Below are 17,404 nucleotides of genomic sequence, written 5' to 3' on the forward strand. Positions count from 1 at the left end.
TGATCCTCTACCATACAGGTTCTTCTTAAAAGATTACCTTGTCTGCCATAGGTGGAATCCTATGGTAGATTTTTTGATTTCATCATTTGATCAAACATATTGCTTATTCTATTTAATTGGTCTTTGATCGAATTTATGTTATGATAAACAAGTATCAAATTAGAAAGGTTCAGATGTGGGTAGCCCCCACATCTGGGAAATGAATGGTAGCATAATCTCCTTTTCCATTCATTTTTAGAGGTATTAGTCTATTGTCTCAATCCTATATTACAGTCATTGGAGCTGGTTTAGCTGGCTCTGAAGCAGCTTATCAAATTGCAAAACAGGGAATTCCTGTCAAACTTTATGAGATGCGGGGCGTAAAAGCAACACCCCAACATAAGACAGATCACTTTGCAGAATTGGTTTGTTCTAATTCTCTGCGTGGCGATAGCTTGACCAATGCAGTCGGTCTCTTAAAAGAGGAAATGCGCCGTTTGGATTCGATTATTATGAAAGCAGCGGAACAGACCCGCGTCCCAGCTGGAGGAGCCTTGGCTGTTGACCGAGAAGGTTTTTCACAAATGGTGACAGATGAATTGCAGCAACATCCTCTGATTGAAGTCATTCGTGAGGAGATTACAGACTTACCAACTGACGGCATTACCGTTATTGCGACAGGTCCTCTGACGAGCGATGCCTTGGCAGAAAAAATCCACGCATTCAACGGTGGAGCTGGTTTTTACTTTTATGATGCGGCGGCGCCGATTGTTGATGTCAATACGATTGATATGGACAAGGTCTATCTAAAATCCCGCTATGACAAGGGAGAAGCTGCCTACCTTAATGCTCCAATGACCAAGGAACAGTTTATGGCCTTTCACGATGCTCTTGTCAATGCAGAGGAAGCGCCTCTTAATTCTTTTGAAAAAGAAAAGTATTTTGAAGGGTGTATGCCGATTGAGGTCATGGCAAAACGCGGGGTGAAAACCATGCTTTATGGACCAATGAAACCAGTTGGACTGGAATATCCAGAAGATTATACCGGTCCACGTGATGGAGAATTTAAAACACCCTATGCTGTCGTTCAACTACGTCAGGACAATGCCGCAGGCAGCTTGTATAATATTGTCGGCTTCCAAACTCATCTGAAATGGGGCGAGCAAAAGCGGGTCTTCCAAATGATTCCAGGACTTGAAAACGCTGAATTTGTTCGCTATGGGGTGATGCACCGCAATTCCTACATGGATTCGCCCAATCTTTTGACGCAAACTTTTCGTTCTAAGAAAAATCCGCAGCTCTTCTTTGCTGGTCAAATGACAGGGGTTGAAGGCTATGTTGAGTCTGCGGCGTCTGGCCTCGTAGCCGGTATCAACGCAGCTCGCTTGTTCAAAAATGAAGAAGAAATCATCTTCCCTGAGACAACGGCAATTGGAAGTTTACCGCACTATGTCACTCATGCAGATAGCAAGCATTTCCAACCGATGAATGTTAATTTTGGCATTATCAAAGAGTTGGACGGTCCTCGCATTCGTGATAAAAAAGAACGCTATGAGAAAATCGCTGAACGCGCCTTGGCAGACTTGAGCCAGTGTATAGAAGTGTTGAATAATCAGTAAAGGCTAGGTTTTCCTAGCTTTTTTGACAATCTAGCTTGACTTATAGTTCACTTCAAGTGATATAATGATTTGGATAAAGGAGAGGTACAATGACCAATACAGAGAAGACCTATACGATTACAGAAGTCAGCGAACTTTATCAAGTTAACTCCAATACATTACGCTATTATGAGCGTATCGGATTATTGCCGACTATTCCAAGAAAATCAAATGGAAATCGTTATTTTACAAGAGAAATGCTGAACTGGCTTGAAATGGTGATTTGCCTGCGGCATTCAGGAATTCCAATAGAAGCTTTAAAAACTTATGTCAAACTACTACAACAAGGAGAAGAAACCCAAAAAGAGCGAGAATGGCTTCTAAAAGAACAATTAGAGACTCTATACCAACGAAAAGAAAATTTGCAACGCTCCATCGACCGCTTAGAGCATAAAATTTCCCTTTATGAGAGTGGTGAGATCAATCAAGCTACCTCTTATTTTGAAGAATATGCGATTTTAGAAGATCAGGAAAATAGTTGGAAGGAATAAAAAGATGAAAATTGATGTATTTGCCCATGTTTTATTACCAAGGTTTTACCAAAAAATGCTTAGGCTAGATCCACATTTGTCGGATAAAATGCCCTTTTTACAGAATCCAGTTTTGACAGATATGAAGAGTAGAGCACAGTATCAACACAAAGATACCCAACAAATTATATCTTATGTTAATGTCAATCCAGAAGATTATGTAGAGGCCGATGAGGCTTTAAAACTCGTTCAGGAAGCCAATCAAGAATTGTTAGAAACGCTGCAAGCTCATTCGGAGCAATTTGCAGGAGGTGTGGCGATGCTCGCCCTCAATCACATGGATGGAAGTCTTGAGATTTTAGAAAAATTTGTTACCCAAAATCAAAATATTGTAGGTGTCCAATTATTTAGTCGCCATCTTGGTCAGTCTGTTGCTGCACCAGAATTTGCACCTATTTTTGAAACTTGTGCAAGGCTAGAGATTCCAATTTGGCTTCATCCTGTATTTGATGCGAGAAAACCTGACAATAATATTGTCTTTTCATGGGAGTACGAGCAGACACAAGCCATGCTTGAAATAGTAGAAGCGGGCTATTTTAGAAAGTACCCTAATCTGAAAATTATTGTTCACCATGCAGGGGCAATGGTTCCTTATTTTGCAGAGCGGATTCGTCATATCCTGCCAGAAGAGATGGTGCAGGATTTTAAGAAATTTTACGTCGATACAGCCTTATTAGGCAATCCAAAAGCTCTGGAATTAGCTGTCGACTATTTTGGTATTGAAAAGGTTCTTTTTGGAACAGATGCTCCTTTAGGAATTTTACCTGCAGGTCCTACCAAAGAGATTATTGCTGCGATTGAAGCGATGGCTCTCTCAACAAAAGAAAAACAAGCTATCTTTGCGGATAATTGGTATCGCTTATTGAAATAGAAAGGAAGCGAATGCAGCCTATTTTTAACGTATTTAAGCTAAAAGTAGCTGAGAATCATGTAGAGGAATTTTTCCAGATTGGACAGACAAATTTCAATCAATCCATCACAAAAGAAGAAGGAACTTTAGCGATGTATTTGACAAAAGTTGATGATCAGCAAACATTTTGTGTGATAGAAGTCTATCGTGATGCTATGGCCTATGAAGCACATATCACTTCTTCTCATTTTAAGGATTTTGCTACTTTTGCACAAGATTACATTCCTTACAAAGAACGTGTAGAACTGATTCCTCAAATTTTGTATGAACAAGAACAGCCGGTTCAAGAAGATTTGTCTAGTCTATTTGTCAGATTGATATCTGTACGTGTGAAAGAAAGTAGGGAAACGGCATTTAAAGACAAGCTTTTTGATGTGGTAAATCAGGCAAAAGACACGAAGACTCTCTATGCAGGCTTTGTTGCAGATTCTCCCAATACATGGTATATCATTGATATTTCTAGTACAGAAAATAGCATAGTAGCAGCATTTTTAGAACAAAACGCTTCTATTGAGCAGCAGTTCAAACAGAACTTCTCACTGCTTGAATGTGTCAACAAAGGGAATTTGAGATATAGAGCTGTCACAGAAAAGGAGGCAAAATGTCACTAATTCGCCATAAAAAGGTAGAACTAACAGAACTCTTTTATGATTTAGTCTATGTCTATGCCATCTCTCAGATGACTCATCTGTTATCCCATGTTCGCCATGGAAGGTTCCTTTTAGAAAATGTGATTGTCTTTAGTATTGCACTGATTATTTTTATCAATTCTTGGATGATTCAGATGGTTTTTACCAACCGTTTTGGAAAAAATAGCTTGACGAATACTGTCTTTATGTTGCTACAGATGATATGCCTGCTAGTTGCTGCAGGTTTGCTATCCAATGATTTCCAAAGCATGGTCATCCCTTTTTTTAGCACGATGGCAGTTCTCACGGTACTCTTACTTGCACAATATGGTCTCGAGTATCGCATCACCAGAAATACGGCCGATCAATACTTCATCAAGCAATTTTTCTCTATTTTGGGAGTACGAATCCTGAGTCTCTTGTCCTGTCTTTTTCTCCCTTATTCATCTAGTCTAGTAATTGCTGTTTTAGGAATCATTGTGACATGGCTCATGCCGTCTTTCGTACTTAATCCAGCAAAAACCAGAGCTTTAAAGGAATTAACTCCAATTTCGTTTCCTCACCTTGTTGAACGTTTATCTCTGCTTGTGATTATCACCTTTGGCGAGATGATTATTGGGATTGCTCCTTATTTTTCTATCGATAAATTGTCACTTTCTTCCTTCTTTCCTTTTTTGATTGTGGCAAATTTATTTCTCTTTTATATCACAGAGATGGATTACAGGATTGATGTCAATAAAACGAATGTATCAGGAAACGGAGCTATTTATTATCATTACTTTATTTTCTTTGGTTTAAGCTTTATTACGGCGGCTTTTACCTTATTGCAGGAACATCAGCTATCAAACAATGCTATTGCGTGCCTTCTCTATAGTGGTATTTTCTTGTTTTTGGTTGGAATTCTCCTACATGCACCTTATAACAAGGCAGACTTTAGCTGGACTCCTAAATTTTACCTTGCCGAATTGGCTTTGCTGACTATCGGTTTCCTGCTTAGTCTACTGGTTGCTGAAAATTCTCTGATGTTCACCTTGGTTACTTTCTTTGTGACAGTAGGAATAACGAGTTTAATGATGCGGCAAAGATGATCATGTAGATTTATGAGTGAGAGGAGCGCATTCTCACTCCTTTTCTGTTATACCAGAGTAGCTGAATCGTAGTATATAAAGGAACTTTGCAACGAAATATGAGAAATAGAAATCAATCATTTTTGCTAAGTAAGGACTTACGAAATCCAAAACGGTAGAAGAAATTTGCCAGAGTTTGAATGGATTGCAGGCACAATGTCAACCCTATATTGATGTTAGATTTAAAACACGTCTTTCGGAACAAAAGTTCACAGCTGAGGTGTGGATGGAAAAATTGGGCCGAGAGCATTTTCATCCAATTCCGTTGAAAAGACTATGAGGAACAGCTTTTAGAAAAAAATAAAAATTTTTCTTGACAAAGTTTTGGCTTTAGGATAAAATTAAAAACGGTTACAATGTTATTACAGATGTAAGCATGATGTAGCTGAATCTTATAATATTATAAAAATGGATGTTATCGCTTTATTGCGAGCAGGAACCTATTTATACGATGCTTTTTGCGTACGATAAATAAGTTCCTTTTTGTTTTTAGGGAAACACTTTATGATCATAAAACGAATTTTAAACCATAATGCAGTTATTGCGACGAATAAAAAAGATGTTGATATTCTGTTATTTGGTAAGGGAATTGCCTTTTCAAAAAAGGTTGGCGATACGGTAGAAGTAGATGCGATTGAAAAAAGTTTTCTATTGAAAAATAGGGATAATATGACTCGCTTCACAGAATTGTTTATCAATGTACCGCTAGAGCTAGTCTATGTGTGCGAGAAGATTATCAATCTTGGAAAAATCAAATTAGGAAATAATTTTGACGAGATTATTTATATCAATTTAACTGACCATATTCAATCGAGCATTGAACGACACAAGGAAGGGATTGTTATTGCAAATCCTCTAAAATGGGAAATTGCCAAATATTATCCTGAAGAGTATAAGGTTGGAAAGCAGGCGCTAGAGATTATCAAAAAAGAAGCCAAGATAGAGTTGGCTGAAGACGAAGCTGCTTTCATTGCTCTTCATTTTGTGAATGCGAATCTGGAGAATAATTTTCAAGAATCGTACAAGATTACTGAAATTATCATGAATATTGAGCAAATTGTGAAAAACTTTTATGTCACAGAATTTGATCAAGAATCAATTGAATACTATCGCTTTATTACCCATATCAAACTTTTTGCCCACCGCTTATTAGCGCATGAATATTATCAAGAAGATGACGACGATGATTTGCTTGCTTTAATGCGGAAGAAATATCCTAAAGAATATGACTGTGGAGAAGAAGTTGCTCGCTATATTCAGAAAGAGTATGATTACCGTCTGAGTTCGAGTGAATTGCTCTATTTAACTGCACATATTCGAAGACTAACTAAGAATCTGTACTAGAATAAAGGAGAACATGATGAAATATAAAGATACTGCTAAAGCCATTTTAAAAGCAGTCGGAGGAGAAGCAAATGTTGCGAGTGCAACTCACTGTGTTACTCGACTACGCCTTGTTTTAAAAGATGAAGAACTGGTTTCGGATGCGGTTGTTAAAAACATTCCTAATGTCATGGGTGTGATGCGTAAAAACGGTCAGTACCAAGTGATTTTGGGAAATGATGTAGCTAACTATTATCAAGCCTTTGTAAAATTGGGGAACTTTGGTGGCGAACAGCCTGTTTCTACCGAAAAGAAAGGATCTGTTTTCGGTAACATTATTGAGTATATTGCCGGATCCATGACTCCTTTAATTCCAGCAATGCTGGGTGGCGGAATGCTCAAGGTTCTTGTGATTATTCTCCCAATGTTGGGATTGTTGTCTGCTGATTCACAAACGATTTCCTTTTTGAGTATCTTTGGTGATGCGCCCTACTATTTCATGCCAATCTTCCTAGCATTTTCAGCTTCGAAAAAGCTCAATGTTACACCAATTTTAGCGATGTCTGTAGCAGGAATTTTGCTTCACCCAAATTTTGTACAAATGGTAGCAGATGCGAATCCTATGGCTCTCTTTGGTGCCCCAGTTACACCGGCTAACTATGGATCATCTGTTATTCCAATTCTCATTATGGTTTGGTTGATGAAATATATTGAAACAGCGGTTAATAAAGTTGTACCAGCTGTGACCAAAAGTTTCTTACAACCAACGATTGTCTTGCTTATTTCAGGTTTTATTGCCTTAGTTGTAGTTGGTCCTATTGGAGTGATTGTAGGAGAAGGACTATCTACCCTCATTCAGCAAATGTATGGAACAGCAGGTTGGTTGACCTTGGCAATTTTAGGGGCTATTATGCCATTTATCGTTATGACAGGAATGCATTGGGCATTTGCTCCGATTTTCCTAGCAGCTTCTGTCGCAACACCTGATGTACTCATTTTACCAGCTATGCTTGGAGCAAACCTAGCTCAAGGAGCAGCTTCTATGGCAGTAGCCCTAAAAAGTAAAAATCCAAATACCAAACAAGTCGCATTTGCAGCAGGTTTTTCAGCTCTTTTAGCTGGAATTACAGAACCAGCTCTTTATGGGGTTACCTTGAAATACAAGAAACCAATTTATGCAGCGATGATTGGTGGTGGTGTTGCAGGATTGTTTGCTGGAATTGTCGGAATAAAATCTTTCTTGTTTGCAGTACCATCTTTGATTGCCTTACCACAATTTATCAATGCTGATCAGCCAGCCAACTTTACAAATGCATTGATTGCGACAGCTTTAAGTGTTGTTATTACTTTCATTATTGCTTACATTTTGGGTATCGATGAGGAAGTACAGCCGTCTGATTTGGAAAATGTTCCAACAGGTGTGTCAAACAAAAAAAAGATTGCTTCACCTTTAAAAGGAACCCTTCTTCCACTTGAACAAGTTAATGATGAAACCTTTGCAGGTAAATTACTCGGTGAGGGGATCGCTATTGTCCCTTCAAATGGAAAAGTCGTTTCCCCTATTGATGGAGTGATTGCCTCTGTCTTTCCTTCTAAACATGCCATTGGGTTGATTAGTCAGGACGGAGTAGAAGTACTAATCCATGTCGGATTAGAGACTGTTAATCTTAACGGTGAGGGCTTTACAAGTTTTGTAAAAGAAGGGGACAAGGTCCAAAAAGGAGATGTTCTTCTTGAAGTCGATATTGCCTCGCTTATTGACAAAGGATATGATGTCACAACACCAATTATCGTAACCAATACTCAAAACTTTTTAGATGTTTTACCGATGAATGAAAAAGCAACTGTTGAGGCAGGAGAAGACATACTAGCTATTTTATAAGGAGGAAACAATGGGAGTATTTCCAGAAAATTTTCTATGGGGTGGCGCATTAGCTGCTAACCAAGTTGAAGGAGCTTATAACGTTGACGGAAAAGGACTTTCTGTGCAAGATGTACTACCAAATGGCGGTCTTGGAGCTTGGACAGAGTCTCCTACTCCAGATAATTTAAAACTTGACGGTATCGATTTTTATCATCGCTACAAGGAAGACATCGCTCTAATGGCAGAAATGGGATTTAAGGTCTTTCGGACATCCATTTCGTGGAGTCGGATTTTTCCAAATGGAGATGAAGAAACGCCAAATGAAGCTGGTCTTCAGTTTTATGATGATTTATTCGATGAACTTCATAAATATGGAATTGAACCATTGGTGACGTTATCACATTATGAAACACCGCTCTATCTTGCACGCCAGTACCATGGCTGGATCAATCGAGACATGATTGGCTTGTTTGAAAAATATGCCCGCACAGTGTTTGAACGGTATAAACATAAGGTTCGTTATTGGCTCACATTTAATGAAGTGAATTCTGTGTTAGAACTCCCATTTACCAGCGGTGGTATTGATATTCCAAAAGAGCAATTGACAAAACAGGATTTATACCAGGCGATTCACCACGAATTGGTTGCTTCTAGCTTAGTGACCAAACTAGCTCATGAAATCAATCCAGATTTTAAAGTCGGTTGTATGGTGCTAGCTATGCCAGCTTATCCAATGACTTCTGATCCCAAAGATGTCTTAGCTGCTCATCAGTTTGAGAATTTGAACTATCTCTTTTCTGATATTCATGTTCGTGGAGAATACCCGAAATATGCTAACCGATTCTTCAAGGAGCATGGAATTGAGATTCAATTTGAAGAAGGGGATGCTGAACTGCTAAAAAACTATCCTGTCGATTTCTTATCCTTCAGTTATTACATGAGTATTACTGAAGCCTTTGACAAGAGCAAATACGCTTCTGGACGTGGCAATATCTTAGGTGGCTTAAGTAATCCATTTTTGGAAGCCTCTGATTGGGGTTGGCAGATTGATCCAATTGGTCTACGCTTGGTACTCAATCGTTACTATGACCGCTATCAAATTCCCTTATTCATTGTTGAAAATGGTCTGGGAGCCAAAGACGAACTAGTTGTTGGTGCAGACGGCACAATGACTGTTCTTGATGACTACCGTATTGATTATATGCACAAGCATTTAGCACAAGTAAAAGAAGCGATTTTAGATGGGGTAGAGATTATGGGCTACACATCTTGGGGCTGCATTGATTGTGTGTCGATGTCTACCGCAGAAATGTCCAAACGCTATGGCTTGATTTATGTCAATCGACATGATGATGGAAGTGGTGATTTGGAGCGGTATCGGAAAAAATCATTCTTCTGGTATCGCGATGTGATTGTAAGCAATGGTGAAAACTTGTGAGATAAGTGATACGAAGCTGAGCAGTAAATGCTTGGCTTCTTTTTGCATTTGAGCTAAATATAGCTGGTCTATGTTCCCTAGCAAACCCTCATTTCTACCAATGAGGATAAACAGTTTTTTAAGGAATGACAAGAGATTTTGAGGGATTTCGTTCGTTTTTTCTGGCTATTTTTAAAAATAATAACTAAATTTTCTGAATATTTCATCAAAAATATGCTATACTAGTCTTAATTGAAATGGAAATGAGAATGTGATGAATAAGTCTTACTTTTATCTTGAGATGAAAACCCACGAATTGGAGGTTCCCTATTCAAAGGAGAAGCGGCGTGTCCGTGTTTTGCTCCCCAAAAATTATGAAACAGATACAGAGCAAACCTATCCTGTCGTTTACTTCCATGACGGACAAAATGTCCTTTATAGCAAGGAAGCATTTAGCGGACATTCTTGGAAGGTGATTCCGACGATTAAACGCAATCCTGACATCGCCAAGATGATTGTTGTCGCTATTGACAACGACGGTTTCCAGCGCATGAATGAATATTCTGCTTGGAAATATAAAGAACTCAATATTCCCGGTGTTCAATTTGGTGGTAAGGGAACAGAATATGCTGAATTTGTTATGGAAGTAGTCAAACCCTTCATTGACAATACCTACCGTACTAAGGCTGACAAAGCCCATACAGCCATGATTGGGTCTTCCTTGGGCGGCAATATTACCCAATTTATGGGCTTGGCTTATCAAGAACAGATTGGTTGCTTGGGGGTCTTTTCATCTGCTAACTGGCTCCACCAAGAAGCCTTTGACCGCTATATTGAACGCCAAGAGCTAGACAAGGAGCAACGTGTCTATATTTATGTAGGGACAGAAGAAGCAGATGAGACCGATAAAACATTAATGGCAGGCAACATCAAGCAAGCCTATATCCACTCATCACTTTCCTATTATCGCCAGTTGATTGCAGGAGGAGTGGAATTGGACAATCTCACGCTAGAGATTGTTTCAGGCGCTATTCACAATGAAGAGGCTTGGGCAAAATATCTACCCGATTGTCTGCGATTTTTAAGTGAAAAATGGTAAGGAGATAAATAGATGCACGTAGAATTTTTAAGTCATTGGTCAGGGAATTTAGGTCGAGAGATGAATCTCAATCGCTATGGACATGCTGGTATTCCAGTCGTTGTTTTTGCTTCATCAGGCGGTTCCTATACCGAATATGCCGATTTTGGCATGATTGAGGCTTGTAAAGGATCCATTGAAGCTGGAAAAGTACAGTTTTTTACCCTAACTAGCGTTGATAAAGAGAGCTGGTTGGCAGATTGGAAGCCAATACACGATCGTGCAGAAGCTCATCGTGCTTACGAACGGTATGTGATTGAAGAAGCTATTCCGTTTATCAAACATAAGACAGACTGGTTTGAGCCAATGATGACAACCGGTTGTTCGATGGGGGCTTACCATGCCTTGAACTTCTTCTTGCAACATCCTGATGTGTTTAATAAGGTTATTGCGCTTTCTGGTGTATATGATGCCCGTTTCTTTAATGGGAATCAAGATTATGGCCAAGATGATGCCGTTTACCAAAATTCCCCTGCGGATTACATTTGGAACCAAAATGATGGTTGGTTTATTGATCGCTATCGCCGATCTGACATCATTGTCTGCTCTGGTCTTGGGGATTGGGAGCAGGATGGTCTGCCAAGTTTTTACACTCTCAAAGCAGCCTTTGCTGAGAAAAATATCCCTGCCTGGTTTGATGAATGGGGAAGCGATGTGGCTCATGATTGGGTATGGTGGAGAAAGCAGATGCCTTATTTCCTACGTACACTAGATTTATAGAAAGGTAATCTTATATGAATTTCATTGTTATTTCGCCCTATTATCCTGAAAATTTTCAACCCTTTACGCTTGAATTGGCTAAAAAAGGAATCAATGTCTTGGGAATTGGTCAAGAGCCATATGAACAGTTGGGTCCTGATTTACAAGGGGCATTAACAGAGTATTTCCGTGTCGAAAATCTAGAAGATATTGAGGAAGTCAAGCGTGCAGTTGCCTTTTTATTCTATAAGCACGGACCAATTGACCGAATCGAATCCCACAATGAATATTGGCTAGAAAATGATGCGGTTTTGCGGGAGCAATTCCATGTCTTTGGTGCTAAGCCAAAACACCTGCGTAAGACCAAGTTCAAATCAAAAATGAAGAAATATTTCAAGCAAGCAGGTGTTCCAGTCGTTCCTGGTCAGGTCATAAAGACTGAAAAAGACATTGCTAGAGCAGTAAAAACAATTGGTCTTCCGATGATTGCTAAACCCGATAACGGGGTCGGTGCAGCAGCAACTTACAAATTGACTAGTCTAGCAGATGTGGATCATTTTGCAGAGCAATGGGATCATGAAACCGTCTATTTCTTTGAAAAATTCGTTCATTCAAGTGAAATTTGTACCTACGATGGCTTAATAGATGCTGAAGGAAATATTGTCTTTGAAACAACCTTTGATTACCACTATACTCCGCTTGAGCTTTTAGAAGGTCAAAAAGACAATGCTTACTACATTTTAAAAACGATTGATCCAAAACTCCAAGCCTATGGTCGTTCGATTGTCAAAACCTTTGGCATGAAAGAGCGCTTCTTCCATATTGAATTTTTCCGTGAAGGCGATGACTATATTGCGATTGAGTACAATAATCGTCCTGCAGGCGGTTTTACAGTAGACGTTTATAATTTTGCTCATTCGATTGATTTGTACTGTGATTACGCTAGTATTGTCGTAGGAGAAGAAGTAGCTGAACGTCGCTTTGCTCCTCAGTACTGTCTTGCTATTACACGTCGTGACCAAACCCAGTATCAACATAGTGAAGAGGAATTGCGTGAGCGGTATGCCAATCAACTAAAAATGGAAAAACGCATGCCACGCGCCTTTGCTGCTCTTCAGGGAGATACAATCTACCTTCTCACAACGGATAGCCGAGAAGAACTCGATGATATGATTGCTTATATCAGTCAAACTCGCTCCTAAAAAGCTCGTCCTGCGCTTAGCAGGCGAGTTTTTTTATGGTATACTCTAAGAAAGAAAATGAGCGATTGCAAAATCTTATACTCTATAACAATGAACATCTGATTAGACAACGACATCAGATGTTCATTGTTGACGAATATTACAAAATTGTAAGGTAGAGTGACAAGTCTGTAAGGTAAGGCTCTATGAAATAAGAGTATAATAAAAGCATAAAAGGAAGTAGGAGAAGTACTAGTTGAAGGAGCTTGAGCAAGCACTATGAACAGCAGTCGCATAGCTGCAAAGTCCTCATGTCAAGCAGGGTCATCTTTCTCCTACAAATACATACTGCAAAAGGAAAAGGAGTTTTTATGTTTTTAGAAATCAATCATTTAGAAAAAGTCTATCGTACCCGTTTTTCAAAAGAAGAAACACGCGCCCTTCAAGATGTCGATTTTAAGGTCGAAGAAGGAGAATTTATTGCAATCATGGGAGAAAGTGGCTCTGGTAAAACAACCCTACTCAATATCCTGGCTACCCTTGATAAACCAAGCAATGGCAATGTTATTCTCAAAAATCAAGACATTACCAAAATCAGGGAAAGCCAACTAGCGGATTTCCGCCTGCGTAACCTCGGATTTGTCTTCCAAGATTTTAATTTATTGGATACCCTGTCAATACGGGATAATATTTTTCTGCCACTGGTACTGGCAAGAAAATCCTATCACGAAATGGAAGCACGACTAGCGCAACTTGCTCCAACCTTACGGATCGAAGACTTACTCAACAAGCGTCCCTTTGAACTTTCAGGTGGACAAAAGCAGCGAATAGCCATTGCCCGCAGTTTGATTACCCAACCTCAATTGATTCTTGCTGATGAGCCAACAGCAGCACTTGACTATCGTAATTCAGAAGATCTATTAACTCTCTTTGAAGAAATCAATACCGCAGGTCAAACCATTCTAATGGTAACCCATTCAGCCAATGCAGCTAGTCATGCTAGACGAGTCCTCTTTATCAAGGACGGCCGTATCTTTCATCAGCTTTATAAGGCTAATAAATCAAGTGGCGATTTCGCTAAGGAAATCTCACTCAGCATGTCTGCACTTCTAGGAGGTGAGTAAGGTATGTTCTATCTCAAATTAGCTTATGGGAATATTCGGAAATCCTTTCAAACTTTTGCGCCCTTTATTCTAGCGACTTTAGTCCTTTTTGTGCTAAATTGTTCGATTATCCTCTTGATGCTAAGTCCTATTGCAAAAACAATGGGAACAGGAGCGCTGGCGCTTGGTTTAGGTAGTGGAGTTCTTACGATTTTTTCTCTCATCATGGAAATCTATAGCTTTAATTTCCTAATGAAGCAGCGTGGTAGAGAATTTGGTTTATACAATATGCTTGGCATGAATAAGAAAAAGCTGGCCCTGATTGCAACGCTTGAATTGCTGATGATTCTTATTCTGGTCATTGTTCTAGGAAGTATCTTGAGTGTAGCATTTGCCAACCTAATGTACTTGATTTTTGTCAATCTACTCCATGGAACCAATCTGCATTTTGAAATCTCTTTCCTGGCTCTTTTCCTCAATAGCCTTATTTTCTCAGGGATATTTTTCCTTTTGGAACTCTTAACTATTTATAAAGTACAGTTCTCATCTCCTCTTATTTTGTTCAAAAGTAAGGAAGAAGGTGAGAAAGAACCCAAAGGGAATCTGCTTCTTGCTATTTTGGCCCTCATTTGTCTTGGTGTAGGGTATTATCTATCTCTTTCATCTAGTCAAGTTACGCCGATTGTCGTTTTATACAGATTCTTTATTGCGGTTTTATTCGTCATTGCAGGAACCTATCTCTTTTATATTAGTTTTATCGCCTGGTATTTGAAACGTCGTCGCAAGCAGAAGAAGTATTTCTATACACCGGAACATTTCATCGCAACATCCCAGATGATTTTCCGTATGAAACAGCACGCAACAGGGCTTGCCAATATTACTATTCTTGCTATTATGGCCTTTGTGACGATTGCAACAACTACGTCGCTTTATACTAATATGACAAATACTATGGATGTGCTCTTTCCGAAAGAAAGTAGCATTACCTACCACGTTCAAAGCAGGCAAGAAGGAGAAGCAGTTTTTCAGAAAACGGTGCTTGATACCTATCCGGAAAAAGCAAACGATAGTATCCGTTATCTGAGTTTTGCTGAAACGATTTCCTATGACGGTAGTAAGACCCTTCCTTTAAATAAAGAGACTCTGAATCATCCTTCTATTACTGGAATGACTTCATTGTATATTATGACCCAAGAAGATGTTCGAAAATTGGGCAATACAATTCCTGAGTTAAAAGAGCAGCAAGTTGCCTTTTATCTACCACATCGGACCAGTCACCTAGAATCAGTTGTTCTTGGAGAAAAGACCTTTGACGTCGTAGAAGGTGTACAAAATATTCAGGTTTCTGACTTGCTAAACACCTATAATCCTGCTCTACTTATCGTCAGCAATGATCAGGTACTCCAAGAATTTGTCCAAGTCTTTAAAGAAAGTAGAGACAACGGAGAACAGTTGATGAATTATCAAGTCCAGACCAATCTAAGCCGTGAGGAATTTCAAGCCTTGGTCGGAGCAACTGCTGGAGATTTCATGACAGAAGACGGTAGTCAGAGTCTGGGGGTTGTTGTCCAAAAAGAAGACTTCCAAAATGAAATACTAGGTTTTGTAGGTGGTTTCCTCTTTACAGGCTTCCTACTCGGTATCAGCTTCTTATTGGGGGCTGCCTTGATTATCTACTATAAACAGTATTCTGAAGGGCATGAAGATAAGAAATCTTACAAGATTCTTCAAGAGGTGGGAATGAGCCAAACCGCCGTTAAAAAGACCATTAACTCTCAGGTTTTACTTGTCTTCTTTATGCCGCTAGGTATGGCCATTCTCCATTTTATCGCCTCCCTTACCATGTTGAAGCAGATGTTGCTCATGTTTGGCGTAACCTCACACAGGATGATTTATACCGTAAGTGGCATAACAATTCTCCTTATCTGCCTGCTGTATTATATCATTTACAAATGGACAAGTAGGGCTTATTACCGCATTATTGAAAGATAGGCCTTGTTCATTAACAACTGGATATTAGGCGTATTCTGTATAGACTAGATTACAGAAAAAGTGGCTTTGTCGGTCACTTTTTTGATACAATAAGACTATGAACAAAGACAAAATTTATATCGTAGAAGATGATGAAACGATTGTACAGCTATTGATGAGTCATCTGAGCCAAAACTATCACGTGAAAAGTGTCCATAATTATCGTGCAGTGAGCCAAGAAATAGCAGAATGGCAACCCGATGTGGTTCTTATGGACATCAGTCTTCCGTACTTTAATGGCTTTTATTGGACGACAGAAATTCGCAAGACCATGACCATGCCGATTATTTTTATTTCCAGTAGCGATGATGAAATGAACGCTGTCATGGCTATGAATATGGGAGGAGATGATTTTATCGCCAAACCCTTCTCCCTTCCTCTTTTGGATGCTAAAATTGCTGCCTTTTTGCGCCGCATCCAACAGTTCACACAGATTAATCACCTTGTCTTAGAGGGCTACCAATTGAATATGGACGGGCGTTTCAGCTACCAAGATAAGCACATCCAACTCTCACCGACGGAGACTAAAATTCTCACTACCCTTATGCAACAACAAGGACAGGTTGTAACCAAGGAAAAGCTACTGGAACAACTGTGGGAAAACGAGGAATTTATTGATCAAAACACCTTGAATGTCAATATGGCACGTTTACGTAAAAAAGTCAGCGAACTAGGATTTGATCGCATTCATACCATTCGTGGAGTGGGGTATATTGTTCAATGATGATAAAATTTTTAAAAGAATATGCTGGTTGGTACCTCGTGTATTTCATCATCGGGATCAGTATAGTAGTCCTGTTTCTTCTCTATCAGCTTCCATTTGATTTCCTCTTACAAAGTCTCTTTTTTACCAGTATCCTCCTTGCTATCTGGACTGTTTGGCTATTTTTTCATTTTAAACGAAAACAAGAAATCATTGAAAACTTTACGGGAGAAATAAAAGGAACAGAGCTCAATTTGCCATCTGATTTGGCTTATTTAGCCTTGTTAGAACGCGAGAAAGAAGCAAGTAACGCCCTCATCCTTGCCTACAAATCTCGTGAAAATGAGTGGCAGTCCGTGGTCAAAATGTGGTCTCACCAGATGAAAGTCCCCTTGGCTGCCCTCTCTTTGATGAGCCAAACAAATCAGCTTTCTCAAACTGAGGTCAATCACCAATTACTGCGACTTGACAATTATATGACAAATCTTCTCAATTACATGAAGTTGTCCAATCAGACCAGTGATTTTCGCTTTGAGATGATTGAGGTTCGAGAACTGATTGTCGACTTGGTTAAAAAGTACCGCAGTCAGTTTTTGCAAAAGGAGTTGAGTCTTGACATAAAAGGGGAATGGCAGGTAAAGAGCGATCGGAAGTGGCTATCCTTTGCCCTGTCCCAAGTGATCGATAACGCTATTAAGTACAGTCAAAATAAAAAATCCATTATCATTCATCTGGAAAATGGCGTCACGATTATCGATCAGGGGATTGGAATTTTACCAGAGGATCTTCCCCGCTTATTTGACGAAGGATTTACCGGTTACAATGGGCGTGAACATCAGAAAGCCAGTGGATTTGGTCTTTATTTGACCAAACGGGTGCTCACCCAGTTAGCCTTATCGATTGATATTAGCAGTCAAATTGATCAAGGAACTCAGGTTCGTATTTGGAAGAAGTAGGAGAAGCAGATGAAGCTAGCCCTTGTCTCTGCTCTCAGGACCAGTCTCATGCAGTTGCAACAGCCCAGAAGAATGGCAGATTTTACCGCATGAATATATGAAGTAGATAAGAGACTCTCTAAGCCTATCTCGCTTTAGAAAATCAAGGAATTATAA

15 protein-coding genes are annotated in these 17,404 nt (G+C 39.4%); all 15 read left to right on the plus strand.

Going from position 1 to position 17,404, the window contains the following annotated elements; translation table 11 throughout:
- Positions 1 to 251 precede the first annotated feature (251 nt).
- Positions 252 to 1,598 (plus strand): methylenetetrahydrofolate--tRNA-(uracil(54)-C(5))-methyltransferase (FADH(2)-oxidizing) TrmFO, encoded by a 1,347-nt coding sequence (gene trmFO, locus CHF41_RS07150; RefSeq protein ID WP_162911926.1) that lies wholly within the window; start codon positions 252 to 254, stop codon positions 1,596 to 1,598.
- Between the two features lie 89 nt (positions 1,599 to 1,687).
- Complete coding sequence (locus CHF41_RS07155; protein WP_119876631.1) at positions 1,688 to 2,128, plus strand: MerR family transcriptional regulator; 441 nt, start codon at positions 1,688 to 1,690, stop codon at positions 2,126 to 2,128.
- Between the two features lie 4 nt (positions 2,129 to 2,132).
- On the plus strand, positions 2,133 to 3,038 hold the full coding sequence (locus CHF41_RS07160) for an amidohydrolase family protein (protein ID WP_119876632.1): 906 nt from the start codon (positions 2,133 to 2,135) through the stop codon (positions 3,036 to 3,038).
- Between the two features lie 11 nt (positions 3,039 to 3,049).
- Complete coding sequence (locus CHF41_RS07165; RefSeq protein ID WP_119876633.1) at positions 3,050 to 3,688, plus strand: putative quinol monooxygenase; 639 nt, start codon at positions 3,050 to 3,052, stop codon at positions 3,686 to 3,688.
- Complete coding sequence (locus CHF41_RS07170) at positions 3,679 to 4,794, plus strand: low temperature requirement protein A (protein ID WP_119876634.1); 1,116 nt, start codon at positions 3,679 to 3,681, stop codon at positions 4,792 to 4,794. The genes CHF41_RS07165 and CHF41_RS07170 overlap by 10 nt, the downstream gene beginning before the upstream one ends.
- Positions 4,795 to 5,337: 543 nt before the next feature.
- Positions 5,338 to 6,177 (plus strand): BglG family transcription antiterminator LicT, encoded by an 840-nt coding sequence (gene licT, locus CHF41_RS07175; protein WP_119876635.1) that lies wholly within the window; start codon positions 5,338 to 5,340, stop codon positions 6,175 to 6,177.
- Positions 6,178 to 6,193: 16 nt separating this feature from the next.
- Complete coding sequence (locus CHF41_RS07180) at positions 6,194 to 8,038, plus strand: beta-glucoside-specific PTS transporter subunit IIABC (RefSeq protein ID WP_119876636.1); 1,845 nt, start codon at positions 6,194 to 6,196, stop codon at positions 8,036 to 8,038.
- Positions 8,039 to 8,048: 10 nt separating this feature from the next.
- Positions 8,049 to 9,458 (plus strand): glycoside hydrolase family 1 protein, encoded by a 1,410-nt coding sequence (locus CHF41_RS07185; protein WP_119876637.1) that lies wholly within the window; start codon positions 8,049 to 8,051, stop codon positions 9,456 to 9,458.
- Positions 9,459 to 9,711: 253 nt separating this feature from the next.
- On the plus strand, positions 9,712 to 10,536 hold the full coding sequence (locus tag CHF41_RS07190) for an alpha/beta hydrolase (protein ID WP_119876638.1): 825 nt from the start codon (positions 9,712 to 9,714) through the stop codon (positions 10,534 to 10,536).
- 12 nt (positions 10,537 to 10,548) lie between these two features.
- The gene (locus CHF41_RS07195) at positions 10,549 to 11,295 is read left to right on the plus strand and encodes an esterase family protein (RefSeq protein ID WP_119876639.1); all 747 of its coding nucleotides are present in this window, start codon (positions 10,549 to 10,551) and stop codon (positions 11,293 to 11,295) included.
- 14 nt (positions 11,296 to 11,309) lie between these two features.
- Complete coding sequence (locus CHF41_RS07200) at positions 11,310 to 12,476, plus strand: ATP-grasp domain-containing protein (protein ID WP_119876640.1); 1,167 nt, start codon at positions 11,310 to 11,312, stop codon at positions 12,474 to 12,476.
- Positions 12,477 to 12,826: 350 nt separating this feature from the next.
- The gene (locus tag CHF41_RS07205; RefSeq protein ID WP_119876641.1) at positions 12,827 to 13,579 is read left to right on the plus strand and encodes an ABC transporter ATP-binding protein; all 753 of its coding nucleotides are present in this window, start codon (positions 12,827 to 12,829) and stop codon (positions 13,577 to 13,579) included.
- A 3-nt stretch (positions 13,580 to 13,582) separates the two neighbouring features.
- Positions 13,583 to 15,550, plus strand: coding sequence for an ABC transporter permease (locus CHF41_RS07210; RefSeq protein ID WP_119876642.1), 1,968 nt, complete (start codon positions 13,583 to 13,585; stop codon positions 15,548 to 15,550).
- 97 nt (positions 15,551 to 15,647) lie between these two features.
- A complete protein-coding gene (locus tag CHF41_RS07215; protein ID WP_119876643.1) occupies positions 15,648 to 16,313 on the plus strand; it encodes a response regulator transcription factor in 666 nt (221 codons plus the stop codon).
- On the plus strand, positions 16,310 to 17,248 hold the full coding sequence (locus CHF41_RS07220; protein WP_119876644.1) for a sensor histidine kinase: 939 nt from the start codon (positions 16,310 to 16,312) through the stop codon (positions 17,246 to 17,248). Before CHF41_RS07215 ends, CHF41_RS07220 begins: the two co-directional genes overlap by 4 nt.
- The last annotated feature ends 156 nt before the right edge of the window (positions 17,249 to 17,404 follow it).

Origin of the sequence: Streptococcus respiraculi (assembly GCF_003595525.1) — a bacterium.
Lineage (GTDB): Bacteria > Bacillota > Bacilli > Lactobacillales > Streptococcaceae > Streptococcus > Streptococcus respiraculi.